General features: G+C 55.6%; 11 protein-coding genes. 9 read left to right on the forward strand and 2 right to left on the reverse strand.

Annotated elements, in window-relative coordinates; translation table 11 throughout:
• Positions 1-264 precede the first annotated feature (264 nt).
• A complete protein-coding gene (locus SHIM_RS08415; protein ID WP_193749889.1) occupies positions 265-1,557 on the forward strand; it encodes a 3-deoxy-D-manno-octulosonic acid transferase in 1,293 nt (430 codons plus the stop codon).
• On the forward strand, positions 1,554-2,879 hold the full coding sequence (locus SHIM_RS08420; RefSeq protein WP_054002213.1) for a 3-deoxy-D-manno-octulosonic acid transferase: 1,326 nt from the start codon (positions 1,554-1,556) through the stop codon (positions 2,877-2,879). The genes SHIM_RS08415 and SHIM_RS08420 overlap by 4 nt, the downstream gene beginning before the upstream one ends.
• 315 nt (positions 2,880-3,194) lie before the next feature.
• Here SHIM_RS08420 and SHIM_RS08425 read toward each other — a convergent pair whose 3' ends face one another.
• Positions 3,195-5,087: a propionyl-CoA synthetase gene (locus SHIM_RS08425; RefSeq protein WP_054002214.1), complete on the reverse strand. Its 1,893-nt coding sequence runs from the start codon at positions 5,085-5,087 to the stop codon at positions 3,195-3,197.
• Positions 5,088-5,377: 290 nt separating this feature from the next.
• Between SHIM_RS08425 and SHIM_RS08430 the strand changes: the two genes are divergently transcribed.
• A complete protein-coding gene (locus tag SHIM_RS08430; protein ID WP_054002215.1) occupies positions 5,378-6,613 on the forward strand; it encodes a hypothetical protein in 1,236 nt (411 codons plus the stop codon).
• 74 nt (positions 6,614-6,687) lie between these two features.
• On the opposite strand, the gene SHIM_RS08435 is transcribed toward SHIM_RS08430, so the two are convergent.
• Positions 6,688-8,967, reverse strand: a complete 2,280-nt coding sequence (locus SHIM_RS08435) for an NADP-dependent malic enzyme (protein ID WP_054002216.1) — start codon at positions 8,965-8,967, stop codon at positions 6,688-6,690.
• Positions 8,968-9,116: 149 nt separating this feature from the next.
• On the opposite strand from SHIM_RS08435, the gene SHIM_RS08440 reads away from it, so the two are divergent.
• Genes SHIM_RS08440 through upp form a run of 6 tightly spaced genes read left to right on the forward strand, consistent with a single transcriptional unit; the run spans position 9,117 to position 14,764 of the window.
• The gene (locus tag SHIM_RS08440) at positions 9,117-10,208 is read left to right on the forward strand and encodes a cupin domain-containing protein (protein ID WP_054002455.1); all 1,092 of its coding nucleotides are present in this window, start codon (positions 9,117-9,119) and stop codon (positions 10,206-10,208) included.
• Positions 10,205-10,624, forward strand: coding sequence for a cytidine deaminase (locus SHIM_RS08445; RefSeq protein WP_054002217.1), 420 nt, complete (start codon positions 10,205-10,207; stop codon positions 10,622-10,624). Before SHIM_RS08440 ends, SHIM_RS08445 begins: the two co-directional genes overlap by 4 nt.
• A 15-nt stretch (positions 10,625-10,639) precedes the next feature.
• On the forward strand, positions 10,640-11,944 hold the full coding sequence (locus SHIM_RS08450) for a thymidine phosphorylase (RefSeq protein ID WP_193749890.1): 1,305 nt from the start codon (positions 10,640-10,642) through the stop codon (positions 11,942-11,944).
• The gene (locus tag SHIM_RS08455; protein WP_054002219.1) at positions 11,944-13,152 is read left to right on the forward strand and encodes a phosphopentomutase; all 1,209 of its coding nucleotides are present in this window, start codon (positions 11,944-11,946) and stop codon (positions 13,150-13,152) included. Before SHIM_RS08450 ends, SHIM_RS08455 begins: the two co-directional genes overlap by 1 nt.
• Positions 13,149-14,135: an adenosine deaminase gene (locus SHIM_RS08460; RefSeq protein ID WP_054002220.1), complete on the forward strand. Its 987-nt coding sequence runs from the start codon at positions 13,149-13,151 to the stop codon at positions 14,133-14,135. Before SHIM_RS08455 ends, SHIM_RS08460 begins: the two co-directional genes overlap by 4 nt.
• Complete coding sequence (gene upp / locus SHIM_RS08465) at positions 14,132-14,764, forward strand: uracil phosphoribosyltransferase (protein WP_054002221.1); 633 nt, start codon at positions 14,132-14,134, stop codon at positions 14,762-14,764. The genes SHIM_RS08460 and upp overlap by 4 nt, the downstream gene beginning before the upstream one ends.
• Positions 14,765-15,019 lie beyond the last annotated feature (255 nt).

The following is a 15,019-nucleotide window of genomic DNA, read 5'->3' on the forward strand; positions in this document are numbered from 1 at the left end:
AATAAGTTTGAGCGACGGTGCGACGCGGCGGGTACCGCAACTGACCCCCAACCGAGTTAACGACCTGAAAGCAAAGAATTTCATTCCGCACCTTGTTCGAGGCCACAGCCGTTCTCGCACCGCAGATAATTTGGTAGAGTGCGACGGCGATACCCAGCCAGGAAACTGGAATCTGGGAGCATATGATCCACAAAAGAATGCCTTAAACATCAACAGTTGGCGGTTGATCGTTGCCAATTGCGAGACGCTTTGATGCAGCGAGGCATGAAAATTGGAGCACAGCTTGGTGCATACCTGCTCCTGAGACCCTTACTGCAACCGTTGATGCGTTTTATCGTTCGTCGCCGGGTAGATAAGGGCAAGGATGACGCCGTTCGAAGCGGGGAAAAGCTCGGCGAGACAAAAATGGCTCGTCCGGAGGGAACCGTTATTTGGGTTCATGCTGTCGGGTTGGGCGAGGTCCTCGCGTTGCGTCCTTTGCTGAACGAATTTCACCGACGGGCGCCCGATATGCATTTTGTCATAACGTCTACAGCGCGTTCCTCAGCAAAAGTGATTGGTGACAACTTGCCACCCAATGCGGTGCATCAATTTCTGCCGTTGGACGGGCCAAAATTTGTACGTCGGTTTCTGGATCACTGGAGGCCTGCCCTTTCGATCTGGTCCGAACAGGATTTTTGGCCTGGCGCGATTTACGACACTTCGCGGAGAGGCATTCCATTGGCCTACATCAACGCGCGAATAAACGCTAAAAGTTACGCAAAACGGCGAAAAATGAAGGGCATATATCGGGCGCTTCTTCCTGAATTCGCGGTTGTCACGGCGCAAGATAACGATACTGCCCAGTACTTGCGTCAGTTAGGTGCGCGCACACCGCAAGTTTCAATGTCGCTTAAGCCCGCCGCGGAACCGCTTCGCGTGGATGACGGCGAATTGGCTCGGTTTCGAGGCAAAATTGGATTGCGCAAAGTTTGGGTGGCTGCCTCAACGCATTTGGCAGATGAAGAAAAGGTGCTTGCAGCGCAAGCGCTGTTGGCGAAGGAAGACAATGCGCCGTTGCTTGTTCTTGTCCCTCGCGTGCCTGACCGCGGCGCGTCGATACGTGAAACAGCCATGGCAAATGGTTTGAGTTGCGTTCAGCGCAGCAAGTGTGAATATCCTGAGCCAGAAACGGCAGTTTTTCTGGCCGATAGCTTTGGTGAACTTGGGCTTTGGTATCAATTGGCGGACGTTGCCTTTGTTGGTGCTTCCTTCGGTGGTCTGGGCGGCCACAATCCCTGGGAGCCTGCTTGTTTTGGGCTCTCAGTTCTTCATGGCCCCGCTACGCAAAACTTTGCCACAGATTATCAAGAGCTGGCCAAAGCAGGTGTCACGCGATTGGTTCCCGAAAATCAGTATACGGCTGAGCGGATTGCAAAATATGTAGAGATGACAATCTGTGATTCCGCTCAATACGGGAAAGAGACCTCGAATGCGGCTCACCTTGTTTCTGAGGCACGTGCGGCCCTTGTTCCACTTGCTGACAAACTTCTTTCTCTGATAGGCCCAACGTCATGATACTGAAGATTTTTATGCTGTTTTACAGATTTCTTTGGGCTGCCTTGCTGCCTTTGATTTTGCTCTACCTCTATGTCCGGGGACGCAAAGACTCGATTTACAGGCTAAACATTGCTGAACGTTTCGGGTTTTATAAAAACGTGCTGCCGCAGAACCCAATCTGGGTGCACGCCGTGAGCCTCGGCGAGGTGCGTTCCGGCATCGCCCTAATTCAAGCGGTGCTTGAGAGAGGCGATACGGTTTTAGTGTCAAATTTCACTCCGGCCGGAAGGCGAGAAGCAGAAAAACAGTTTGCCGCGGAAATTGAGGCAGGTCAGCTTGCCGTGATTTGGGTGCCATTCGACATGAGCTGGTGTCATCGCCGGCTCATAAAGGCATGCCGTCCACGTATTTGCCTCCCATTGGAGGTCGAAGTCTGGCCGGCGATGATCGAAACAATGCGCAAGGCCAAGGTCCCGCTCTACCTGTGTAACGCCCAATACGGGAGCCAACCAATGGCGCGCGACGACCGAGGTCTTCGTGTCCGACGGAAGATTATTGCCCGTTGCACGGGGGCATTTGTGAAATCTGGCGTCCAAAAGGATCGTTTTGAAGCCATCGGTTTACGAAACGTGGTGGTAACCGGGGAGCTGCGATTTGATCAGCCGATACCAAGCGACCTTACCGAGGCGGCTTCTTCGTTACGGCATGCGCTTCAGGCGCCAGAACGCCAAATCTTCACAATCGCCAGCGGTGTGGCTGACGAGGAAGACCTTTATCGCGAAATGATCCTAAGCCTGAGGAAGAAGGCAAAGACGCAGGGTCTGGCTCTGCCGCTCGTCGTTTATGTGCCGCGCGCACCGGAAAGGTTTAGAAGCGTCGGGGACAGCCTGGAGCGCGCAGGACTAAAGGTTTGCCGCCGCTCTGAAGCCTTCTCTGTAGGTACAGAAAACCTGAGCCGCCTGCCGACCTCGTGGGCATCAAATGTCGATGTGTTTTTGGGCGACAGCCTTGGCGAAATGTATTTCTATCTTTCGTTGGCCGACAAAGTCATCGTAGGGGGCGGATTCAATGAGCGCGGTGCCCACAATATCATTGAACCACTGGCGGTGGGAAAGCCGGTTTTGGTCGGACCTCATACATGGCCCATTGAGTTTCCATTTGTGGAGGCCGAAGCAGCGGGCGTGGCGCGTAGTTTTGCGAATCCTGAAGATATGATGTCCGCTCTCCTTTCAGAGGAAAACGTCAGTCCAGCAAAGCTTTCCAGCTTTGTAGGCGAGCATCGCGGTGCCAGTGCGCGTACGTTAGAGGGGATAGATGAGGTTGCGGTTCAGTCTGAGTAAAACAAGAAACTAACACAAGCAGCTGACCTGATCGTATCCACCCGTGGACGCCGAAGGCGGATTAACTCTTGGTCCAAGGGTCACTGAGACTGACGACTAATTTGTTCAACCGGTACCACTTGGCCTATCAAGACACACTTCTTGTCTTAGACGTTCTAAGTTTAGTGGCTGATCTGCATTTGCGTCATCGGAGCGCTTTGTCCGCCTCTGTAGTACGAAGTTTACCCACCGGCCGCGATTTTGGACTCCGGGAGCGGAACAATGGGCGGCGTAAAGTTGCCGCCCATAGGTATGGTAGATGCGGGCACGGCCGCATTAGGCGGCTGCATAGCCGATGCTTTTCAACGCCTCTGTGATTTCGTCCAGAATGGCGGGATCGTCAATGGTTGCGGGCATTTTCCAAGGGGTGCCGTCCGCGATGTTTACCATTGTACCACGCAGGATTTTGCCGGAGCGTGTTTTGGGCAGGCGGTCAACGACAACCGCTATTTTAAAGGCGGCGACTGGGCCGATTTTTTCGCGCACCAGTTTCACCACTTCTGACACGACTTCGCGGTGGTCGCGGTCTGCGCCGACGTTCAGGCAAAGGAACCCAACGGGCATCTGGCCTTTTAGTTGATCCGCCACACCAATCACAGCGCATTCTGCCACGTCCGGGTGGCCTGCAAGGACTTCTTCCATTCCGCCCGTGGAAAGGCGATGACCAGCGACGTTGATGACGTCGTCTGTGCGCGCCATTATGTAGAGATACCCATCTTCGTCGATCATGCCAGCATCGCCGGTTTCGTAGTAGCCCGGAAAGGTCGTGAGGTAGCTTTTTCGAAAGCGTGCCTCGGCATTCCAAAGGCCTGGAAGCGTTCCGGGGGGCAGGGGAAGTTTTATGGCAATGGCGCCAAGTTCGTTTGGACCCATTTGGTTGCCGCCTTCGTCAAGGATTTGAACGTCATAGCCCGGCATAGGTTTGGAGGGGCTGCCTATCTTGACGGGAATCTCTTCGACGCCCAGCGGGTTCGCGGCAATGGCGAACCCGGTTTCCGTCTGCCACCAATGGTCCACCACGGGCACTTTCAGATGGTCAAACGCCCATTGAATGGTGTCTGGGTCGGCGCGCTCGCCGGCGAGAAATAGAGCGCCAAGGTTGGACATGTCGTAGTCCTTGATCAGTTTACCTGTCGGGTCTTCGCGTTTTACAGCTCGGATCGCAGTGGGGGCAGTGAAGAAGCTGCGTACTTTGTGTTCTTCGATCACACGCCAGAAGGAGCCAGCGTCCGGTGTGCCCACAGGTTTGCCTTCGAACACGATGGTGGTGTTGCCATGCAGCAGCGGACCGTAACAGATGTAGCTGTGGCCCACGACCCAACCGACATCCGAAGCGGCCCAGAACACATCGCCGGGTTTGACGTTGTAGATCTTCTCCATCGTCCAATAGAGCGCCACCATATGGCCCGCGGAGGCCCGGATCACACCCTTGGGTGCACCGGTCGTACCAGAGGTATAGAGGATGTAGAGCGGATGATTGCCTGGAACCGAGACACAGTCGGCTTCCGGAGTGTCTTTCTGGAATTCATGCCAATCGACATCGCGGCTTTGATTCAGTTCAGCGTGCTCCTCGTCGCGCTGGAGAATCACACAGAGGTCTGGTTTGTGATCGGCGAGTTCAATTGCGCCATCTACGAGGGGCTTGTAGTGCACGACACGACCTGGCTCCAACCCGCAGGAGGCAGCGATGATCGCTTTGGGTGTGGCGTCATCGATCCGAACAGCCAATTCGTTAGAGGCGAAACCGCCAAACACCACCGAATGAATTGCACCAAGCCGGGCGCAGGCCAGCATCGCCACCAGGGCCTCTGGAACCATGGGCATATAAATGATCACCCGATCGCCCTTGGTTACACCTTTAGCTGCGAGGCCCCCTGCGAGTGAGGCCACTTGATCGCGCAACTCCGCAAAAGAAACATTGCGCTTTTTGCCGGTGATCGGACTGTCATATATGATGGCGGTTTGATCGCCGCGGCCTGCCTCGACGTGGCGATCCACGGCGTTGTAACAGGTGTTGCTCATGCTGTCAGAGAACCATTCATACAGGCCGTTGCCCTTGTCAGTCAGGGCCTTGCTTGGGGCTTTGTCCCAATCGATGTAGCTTGCGGCCTCAAGCCAAAAGCCTTCGTGATCGTTTTCCCAACTCTGGTAGACGTCTTTGTATGACATGGGGGTCCTCCTCTTCCTTGCTCTAGGCATAGGGGAGCGGATGCCGTGGCGGCAAGGGGCGCGCGCAGCCCCGTGTCAGATTATCGCAGGAAATTTGCAGAGTTTGCGATAGTGCACTGCAAAGTTTTGCAAACTTGCGATGAGTGGGGTTGGGCGCAAATAGTCGGGAGGGTATTTGCAAAGTTGCAAACTTGGCCGTCTTGCCAATTCGAATCAACGTGGAATTCTGGGGCGCGCTGTTGACAGGTTCGAGGCGCGCGCGTCATTGTTCAGGCAATTCGAGGAAGGTTATGACAGACATCAATTTACAAACAACCCACGGCACCGGGCTGGGCAGGTTTTTCAAAATGAACTGGGTGTTCAGTGCGCGGCGGGATCTGATATTTTTGATTGGTTCGGTCTTGGCGGGCTGGGCTGTGTTTGGCATGTACCTGGTCATGGGCTGGAATATGATATTGGTCTGGCTGATCTGGGTGATCGTGTTGGACACACCGCATTTCTTTGCCACCTACAGTCGGACCTATCTGGACCGTGAAGCCCGCAAACAGATGCCACGGCTGTTGATCCTTTCGCTGGGGGTGTTTCTGATCGGTCCCGCGGCCCTCATCTTGTCATATGGACTGCAGGGGCTGGGCGCACCATTCTGGAAAACGCCATGGTATGGCTTCATGATAATGGTCAGCCTATGGGCGTATTGGCACGTGACACGCCAGCACTATGGTATTCTGCGCCTGTATCATCGGGTGAACGGCGAGACGGGCACCAAGGATGCGCGGATCGACAGTTGGGTACTTTATGGGTGCTTGCTGGTGCCATTTGTGGCGTTCTTGGCCCGTCATGGCGGCGCGCGGCGGCGGGTCGGGTTAGAAGGGCGCCTGACCTTTCCAGAGCGTGAAGTGGGGCAGGGTTGGATCGACTATGTCGCTGCATTGCAGTGGGAGCTTTGGGTGGTATTGGCAACGATTGTGATCGTTGTGGTATTGCTAGGTGTGTTTGCGGCGAGGCAAGTTCAACGCGTGATACGCGGCGAAAAAATTGCCCTGCCCAAGCTGGCATTTTTGGCAGCTGTGCTGCCGCTGCATCTGTATATGTGCTATTCGGACCATCTGCTGTTCACTGGTCTTTTGGTGTTCACTATGATTGTGACGATTTATCACGACTGTCAGTATCTGGCGATTGTCTGGTTTTATAACGAGAACCGCTATGGCGGTAATCCGCAGAAGGCAGAGAAAACATACGGCATCGCGGCCAAGCTGTCGCGAAATTTTTGGATTTACCTTGGCTTTGCGATTGCGACGATCTCGGTGCCGGTTTGGGGGCTGGGATGTTTAATCGGGCGTATCAATGTTTGCTCTCCAGGACCGGTCTGGGGCGACCAGCTGCAAATTGGAGGCACCACTTGGATAGCGTTTTACGTGATGCTGACACTCGGTTTTCAGATGCACCACTATGTTTTGGATCAGTTCATCTGGCGACCAAGCAAAGACAAAAAGCTGCGCGAAGACTTAAAGATGGAAGAAGCGTAGTCTACGGAACACTGACAAGTTTGTAGTTGTGAAAGTGTACGCCCTCCCGGAAAACCAGGGGAGCGTTTTACATTTTAACCGTAGTGTGTAACAGGCGTGCCAGCGATGGCGGCCATGTTGAGTAAGCCGCGAGCGGTGATGGATTGGCTGACGATGTGCGCTTTGTTGCCCATGCCCATCAAGATCGGACCCACCTCCAGCGCATCGGCACGCATCTTCAGGATATTCCGTACTGCAGAGGCGGCGTCAGCGTGAGCGAAAATCAACACATTGGCGGCGCCTTCGAGGCGGGTGCGGGGGAATATCCGGGCACGCAGGCCTGCATCCAAGGCCGTATCGACGTTCATTTCGCCTTCATAGGCAAAATCACGTGGTCGGCTGTCGAGGATCGCCAGAGCCTCTCGTAAACGTTTGCCGGACCCCTCACGGTGATTGCCGAACTGGCTTTGTGAGCAAAGCGCAATGTTGGGCTCAAGACCAAAACGACGCACATGGCGAGCAGCGCCTTCGGCGATACGGGCAATGTGTTCGGGACTCGGCAATTCGTGCACCTGTGTATCGGCGATAAAAAGCGGACCGTCTTCGAGAATCATGAGTGACAGAGCGCCATCGGGTGCGCGCTGCGCGTTCCCCAGCATTTGTTGCACATAATTCAAATGCCAGCGGTATTCGCCGAAGGTACCGCAGATCATGCTGTCCGCTTCTTCACGGTGCACCATAATGGCGCCAATCGCCGTGGTGTTTGTTCGCATGATGGCTTTGGCCAGATCAGGGGTGACCCCTTCGCGTTCCATTAGCTCGTGATAACTGTTCCAGTAATCAAAATAGCGCGGGTCGTTCTCCGGATTAACAATCTGAAAATCAGTCCCTGGGCGAATTGTGAGGCCAGCACGCTCGCAGCGTGACTCGATCACCTCGGGGCGGCCAATCAAGATTGGCGTTTCTGTGGTTTCTTCTAGAATGGCCTGGGCGGCGCGCAGCACACGTTCGTCTTCGCCTTCGGCAAATACAATGCGGCGCGCGGCGTTTCTGGCGGCTTCAAACACGGGGCGCATTAACAACGCTGACTTGAAAACGGATTGATTGAGTTTGTGCGTGTAAGCCTCGAGGTCTTCGATCGGGCGTTTTGCCACTCCGGACTTCATAGCCGCGCTGGCAACTGCGGCGGAAACCACACCCACAAGACGTGGATCAAACGGTTTCGGAATCAGGTAATCTGCGCCAAAAGTGAGCTGCTCGCCCTTGTAGGCAGCAGCGGCTTCAGCGGATGTGGTCGCACGGGCCAATTCGGCGATGCCGTCGACGCAGGCCACGCACATTTCGTCGTTGATCTCGGTTGCACCGACATCCAATGCGCCGCGGAAGATGAAAGGGAAGCACAGGACGTTGTTGACCTGATTGGGGAAGTCGGAGCGGCCGGTGGCGATGATCGCGTCGGGGGCGACCTTGCGGGCGGCGTCGGGCATGATTTCTGGCGTGGGGTTCGCAAGCGCAAAGACAATCGGGCGCGGGGTCATCCGGGCTACGTGCTCGGGCTTGAGAACGCCTGGGCCGGAAAGGCCAAGAAACATGTCTGCTCCATCCATAACGTCATCGAGCGTTCGCAAATTGGTTTTTTGGGCAAACTCGACTTTTTGCGGGGTCATATCTTCGGTGCGGCCCTCGTAGACCAAACCGTGAATGTCACAGAGCCAGACGTTTTCGCGCTTCACGCCGAGTTTCAGCAGCATGTTGAGGCACGCGATGCCTGCAGCGCCGCCACCTGTCGAGACGATTTTAATGTCCTCGAATTTTTTGCCGGCAACTTGTAACGCGTTGGTGGCGGCTGCGCCGACCACGATGGCAGTGCCGTGTTGGTCGTCATGAAAAACGGGGATGTTCATGCGTTCTCGGCAGAGCTTTTCGACAATAAAGCAGTCTGGCGCCTTTATGTCTTCGAGATTGATCGCGCCAAAAGTAGGTCCCATTGCGCAAACAATGTCCGCCAGCTTTTCCGGATCTTTTTCGTCTAGTTCAATGTCAAAACAGTCGATGTTGGCGAATTTTTTGAACAGAACCGCTTTACCTTCCATCACAGGCTTTGAGGCCAGTGCGCCGATGTTGCCTAGTCCCAATACCGCGGTTCCGTTGGAAACAACAGCAACCAGGTTCTGTCGAGCGGTGTAAAGTGCAGCATTGGCTGGGTCGTCTTTGATCTCCAGGCAAGCTTCAGCCACGCCGGGTGAATAGGCGCGTGAAAGGTCGCGCCCGTTTGCCAATGGTTTGGTGGCACGAATTTCAAGCTTACCCGGCTTGGGTTTTGCGTGGTAGAACAGGGCCGCATCGCGGAGTGACTGGGTGCGGTTGTCGGACATTCGAGATACCTCGGATCAGGGATTTCAGAGATAGTTGAGCCTTAAACTAGTTTTGTAACGGTGGAAATGGGCAATCCTGACGCGGCGGCAGTGTATTGAGTATTTGACCGTTTGGTTTATTATTGATTGAAAGACTCGAGGGAGTGGTGATTTTGGACATACGGGCTGAGGTGCGACTCCCAACATATGAGTTGCGGGACGATATCCCTTTCTACACCAAAACGTTGAAAATGCGGATGGATATGATTTATCCGGCGGACGACCCAACTGTGGCGGTGTTTTCGGGCCATGGATTGCGGCTGCGTATCGAAAAGGGGGCGGTGGAAGCGCCGGGAATGATCCGGGTTCTAACCGATGACCCGGACGGGTTTGCGGATGGCGCTCGGACGTTGGTTGCGCCCAACGGCACCAAAGTGGAAATCGACGAATTGAATCCGCCTTTGGTCTTACCGAAGGTGCAACATTCGTTTGTGGTTCGGAGGCTTGCAGATCAGGCCCCTTGGGTTATCGGTCGGGCAGGTATGCACTATCGCGATCTGGTGCCGGACAGGTTGGGCGGCGCGATGATAGCCAGCCACATTCGCATCCCTGACGGTGGTCCGGTGCCAGATATGGTGCATTTCCACAAAGTGGGGTTTCAACTGATCTTTTGCGTGAACGGCTGGGTTGATGTGCTTTATGAAGATCAGGGCGGAATGCGACGTCTGCATGAAGGCGACTGTTTTATCCAGCCACCGGAAATTCGACATATGGTTTGTGAGGCGAGTGACGATCTACAAGTGATTGAAATTGGCGTGCCGGCGGATCATGTAACCGAGGTCGATCATGAGATGACCCTGCCGACGCCGCATGACAGGCCAAACCGGGAATGGGGCGGGCAGCGGTTTGTACACAATTTGGCAGAGAATGCCGAGTGGAAGGACTTCCGCTTGTCGGGGTTCGTTTGCCGAGACACCACGATTGCTGCCAACACCATGGCGGTCGCCGGTGTTCAGGTGATCCGGCGAGGAGCTGGTGAGCCACAATGGGCGCGTCATGATGCGGATATTCACTTTACCTTTGTGATGAAGGGCACGATGGTTTTGCAGGGGGAGGGCCGCGATCCCTTTGCCTTGGAAACCGGAGATGCCTTTGTAATCCCGCCTGGAATGAAAACCTTATACGCCGAGCCGAGCGTAGACATCGAGTTGCTCGAAGTCACGCTTCCCGGTGCTTTCAAGACGAAAGAGACCAATCAATGAGTGCAGATATTCAATTGGACAAGACGGCGTTTGCTGTGCGCGAGCATGCTTATGCGCCATATTCCAGCTTTAAAGTTGGCGCGGCCGTGCGGTCTGTCAGTGGCGTGGTTTATTCAGGTTGCAACGTAGAAAACATTGCCTACCCCGAAGGCACTTGTGCCGAAGCAGGGGCAATCGCTGCGATGGTCGCCGCAGGCGAAACCCGACTGGTTGAAGTTTTTGTCGTGGCAGACAGCAAGGAGCCTGTAAGCCCTTGCGGTGGCTGTCGTCAAAAGTTGGCGGAGTTTTCCGGCGGTGATGCTGTCGTGACACTCGCCAATCTAGACGGTGTACGTGTGCATATGACCATGGCTGAATTGTTGCCTGGGGCATTTGGTGCAGATCACATGGATGCCGACCACAAAGACCGCGATTAAAGCAGGAGACGCTTGATGGATGCGCGAGCAATTATTGCGGAGTTAAGGCGTGGCGAAGCCCCCAGCGGCGAGGAGTTGGCTTGGTTTGCCCGTGGGCTTTCCGACGGCACCGTGAGCGACGCGCAAGCGGGGGCGTTTGCTATGGGCGTGTGTTTGCGCGGGTTGAGTGAAGAGGGTCGTGTGGCTCTGACATTGGCGATGCGCGACAGTGGAGACACTTTGGCATGGGATGTGCCGGGTCCAGTGCTGGATAAGCATTCCACAGGTGGCGTCGGTGATTGTGTGAGTTTGGTGTTGGCACCTGCATTGGCGGCTTGCGGGGCTTACGTTCCGATGATTTCGGGGCGTGGGCTGGGCCACACCGGAGGAACGCTGGACAAATTGGAGGCCATTCCGGGATATCAAACCGGATTGGACGAAGCGCGGTTTTCGCAAGTGGTGCGTGAGTGTGGTGCATCAATAGTCAGCGCGACCGCCGATATCGCACCAGCGGACAAACGGCTTTATGCGATCCGAGATGTGACCGGCACGGTAGAAAGCCTCGACCTGATCACAGCCTCGATATTGTCCAAGAAGCTGGCCGCTGGATTACATGGCCTTGTGTTAGACGTGAAGGTCGGCTCCGGTGCTTTCATGAAAACTCACAAAGAGGCAGAGGCTCTGGCAGAGTCGTTGGTGAGCACCGCAAATCTTGCGGGGTGTCCAACAAGTGCAGTTATCTCGGATATGAACCAGCCGCTAGCGCCGGCACTGGGCAATTCGCTTGAGGTCGCCGCCAGTATGGAAGTTTTAACCGGAGGTGCTGGCGGTGCAATAGCCGAGCTGAGCGTGTCGTTGGGTGGCGTGTTGTTGGCCAATACGGGGCTTGCGGAGGACGTCGAGGCAGGCGTAGCAAAGATGGTCGAGGTGCTGGCCAGTGGCCGCGCTGCGGACGCCTTTGGAAAGATGGTGGCCGCTCAGGGCGGACCGGTCAAATTTGTCGAAGAGTGGCAGAGGTTCCTGCCCGAGGCGTCTGTGATCCGACCTGTGAAAGCGCTTCGCGCAGGGTATGTCAGCGCGATTGATGGTGAAGCGCTTGGCTTGGCCGTTGTTGGCCTGGGCGGCGGCCGCCAAGTGGAAAGTGACGTGATTGACCCCGCAGTCGGGTTTTCCGAAGTTGCGCGATTGGGGGATCGGGTTGAGCTTGGGGATACGCTGTTGCGATTGCACGCCAGCCGTGAGGACAAGGCGGAAGCCGCGCAGGCGGCGGTGTTTTCAGCAATCACGATTTCGGATGAAATGCCCGAACTCCCGCCGCTTGTGCATGAGAGGAGCCGGTGATGGCGAGAGCGTTTTTGGTGGTGATGGATTCCGTTGGATGCGGTGGCGCGCCGGACGCTGGACGGTTTTACAACGGCGTTGTGCCCGACACCGGATCAAATACGCTGGCGCATATTGCGCAAGCTTGCGCCGCGGGCACAGCCGAGGAAGGACGGTCAGGTCCTTTGAAGGTGCCAAACCTCGACGCGCTGGGGCTTGGTGCAGCGACGCGCCTTTCGAGTGGCGCCAATGTACCAGGATTGGACGCGACTCCGTCCGGCGCCTGGGGCGCAGCGACAGAACACAGTCTGGGCAAGGATACGCCGTCGGGCCATTGGGAGTTGGCCGGTGTGCCGGTGCCGTGGGATTGGGGCTATTTTTCTAAGACAACGCCCTGCTTTCCCGAAGCGCTAGTGGCCAAGGTCTGTGCGTTGGCAGGAACGGAGGGTATCCTTGGGAATTGCCGTGCGTCCGGCACAGTTATCATCGAAGATCTTGCGGAAGCGCATCTGCGAACCGGGTTCCCGATTTGCTATACATCGGCTGACAGCGTGTTTCAGATTGCCGCGCACGAAGAGCATTTCGGCCTGGATCGGTTGCTAAAACTGTGCCGCGATCTGGCGCCAACTCTCCATGCCATGAAAATCGGCCGCGTGATCGCGCGCCCTTTTGTGGGTGATAGAGACGCGGGGTTCTCACGAACCACAAATCGCAGGGACTATGCGATTGCACCGCCGGAACCGGTTTTGACCAATTGGGTGCAGGACGCAGGCGGTAGCGTGCATGGGGTTGGCAAAATCGGCGACATTTTCTCCATGGCGGGCATCGACGACTGTTCCAAAGGCGAGGACGTGACGCTAATGCAGGATTTGCAAAAATGGGCGCATAAAGCCGAGGACGGCAGCCTGACATTTGCGAATTTTGTTGAGTTTGACAGCCTGTATGGTCATCGGCGCGACATCTCGGGCTATGCATGCGCCTTGGAATGGTTTGATGCAGAGATCGGAACATTTATGGACAAAATGCGGGAGGGTGACCTCTTGATCCTAACTGCGGATCACGGCAATGACCCAAGTTGGTCAGGCACGGATCACACGCGCGAACGCGTGCCTGTGCTTTGTGCCGGAGCCGGAACCAAGGAGGTGGGGATCGTCGATTTCATTGATGTCGCTGCCACGATTGCCACACATCTGGGGGTGACCCCACCGCGCGGAAGGACTTTTTTGTGAGCGTAGCTGATCTGCCTAAAATCGAATTGCACCTGCACCATGAAGGCGCTGCACCTCCGGAGTTCATCAAGCAATTGGCTCATGAGAAAAAAGTCGACCTGAGCAAAGTGTTTACTGCCGACGGAGGTTATGCGTTTGAGAATTTCGTGCATTTTTTGAGCGTCTATGAGGCGGCCAGTTCGGTTTTGACCGGGCCGGAAGATTTTGCACGGCTGACCACCGCAATTCTTGAGGCAAGCGCCGCCAATGGCGTGGTCTACTCCGAGAGCTTTCTGAGTCCGGACTTCTGCGGTGGCGGGGATGTCGGCGCGTGGCGGGAGTATCTTGCAGCTATTCAGGAAGCGGCGGAAGCAGCCGAAGTCAAACACGGCATCACCTTGCGTGGTGTGGTCACGGCGGTGCGCCATTTCGGTGCCGAGAAATCCAAAGCCTCGTCGCTGTGCGCAGCGGAGACCGCGGGAGGTTTCGTAACCGGCTTTGGGATGGGTGGTGACGAGGGACAGTTCACGCAGGGTGATTTCGGTTACGCTTTTGCGCAGGCCAAAGAGGCCGGTTTGCAGCTGACAACTCATGCTGGGGAGTTCGGTGGGCCCGAAAGCGTTTGGGATGCGATTCGGGATTTGAATGTGGAACGTATCGGTCACGGCGTGCGTGCAATTGAAGATCCCGAATTGATCAAAGAGCTGGTTGAGCGCGAGATCACTCTAGAGGTTTGTCCGGGATCAAACGTCGTTCTCGGACTGTTTCCAGATTTCGCCAGCCACCCAATTCAAAAATTGCGAGACCTGGGCGTGAAGGTCACAGTCAGTACCGACGATCCGCCGTTTTTCCACACCACGATGCGACGGGAATACGAAGAGCTTGCCAAAGCTTTCGGCTGGACCGAAGAAGACTTTCGCGCATTGAATGTCACCGCTCTTGACGCGGCGTTCTGCGACGGCGAGACAAAGAAAACAGTAGCCAAGAGACTGGAGAGAGCCTGATGAACCATCTGACCGTTGTTGATCACCCGCTGGTGCAGCACAAGCTGACGATTATGCGTGACGTGGCCACGTCGACCGGTGAATTTCGCCGCTTGCTGCGCGAAATCAGCCAGCTTTTGGCGTACGAAGTGACACGTGAATTGCCGATGACGACCAAGCGCATCACAACGCCAATGGTGGAAATGGACGCGCCGACGCTTGCGGGTCGTAAGTTGGCTCTGGTGTCAATCTTACGGGCGGGAAATGGCTTGCTGGACGGCATGCTGGAGCTGGTGCCGTCAGCGCGGGTTGGATTTGTCGGCCTTTACCGCGACGAGGAGACTTTGGAGCCAGTACAGTATTACTTCAAAGCGCCTGGTGAGCTTGATGAACGGTTGGTGATTGCGGTCGATCCAATGTTGGCCACCGGCAACTCTTCGGCAGCGGCGATAGACCTTCTCAAAAAGGAAGGTGCCAAAAATATCCGTTTCTTGTGTTTGCTTGCGGCGCCTGAAGGGGTTGCGCGAATGAAAGAGGCGCACCCGGATGTGCCGATTGTTACAGCATCGCTGGATGAACGTCTGAACGAGAAAGGTTATATCCTACCCGGTTTGGGAGACGCAGGCGATCGGATGTTTGGCACCCAGTGAAGCAAATTTAACGATATCAGCAGTTTACTCGTCTAGATATTTCCGGCAATGTTGCCCCTACATCTTGTGGGGGCAAAATGAAACTGACCAGAGTCATCGCGGTCAATGTGATCGTGGCATCTTTGGGCTTAGGCGTGGTTCACGCACAGTCCTTTTCGCCAATGGATTCTCCGGCTGAATTTCCGCCGGGGAGCTATAAAGGCAAGCAATACGTTGACAGCCGGGGATGCGTATACATCCGCGCAGGGATCGACG

Origin of the sequence: Shimia sp. SK013 (assembly GCF_001292625.1) — a bacterium.
Taxonomy (GTDB): Bacteria; Pseudomonadota; Alphaproteobacteria; order Rhodobacterales; family Rhodobacteraceae; genus Shimia.

Bases quoted from the DNA above. Each gene is read 5' to 3' on its own strand.
- SHIM_RS08415 (WP_193749889.1), top strand. From the start codon at position 265: ATGAAAATTGGAGCACAGCTTGGTGCATACCTGCTCCTGAGACCCTTA.
- SHIM_RS08455 (WP_054002219.1), top strand. From the start codon at position 11,944: ATGGCGAGAGCGTTTTTGGTGGTGATGGATTCCGTTGGATGCGGTGGC.
- SHIM_RS08430 (WP_054002215.1), top strand. From the start codon at position 5,378: ATGACAGACATCAATTTACAAACAACCCACGGCACCGGGCTGGGCAGG.
- SHIM_RS08435 (WP_054002216.1), bottom strand. From the start codon at position 8,967: ATGTCCGACAACCGCACCCAGTCACTCCGCGATGCGGCCCTGTTCTAC.
- SHIM_RS08450 (WP_193749890.1), top strand. From the start codon at position 10,640: ATGGATGCGCGAGCAATTATTGCGGAGTTAAGGCGTGGCGAAGCCCCC.
- SHIM_RS08425 (WP_054002214.1), bottom strand. From the start codon at position 5,087: ATGTCATACAAAGACGTCTACCAGAGTTGGGAAAACGATCACGAAGGC.
- SHIM_RS08445 (WP_054002217.1), top strand. From the start codon at position 10,205: ATGAGTGCAGATATTCAATTGGACAAGACGGCGTTTGCTGTGCGCGAG.
- SHIM_RS08420 (WP_054002213.1), top strand. From the start codon at position 1,554: ATGATACTGAAGATTTTTATGCTGTTTTACAGATTTCTTTGGGCTGCC.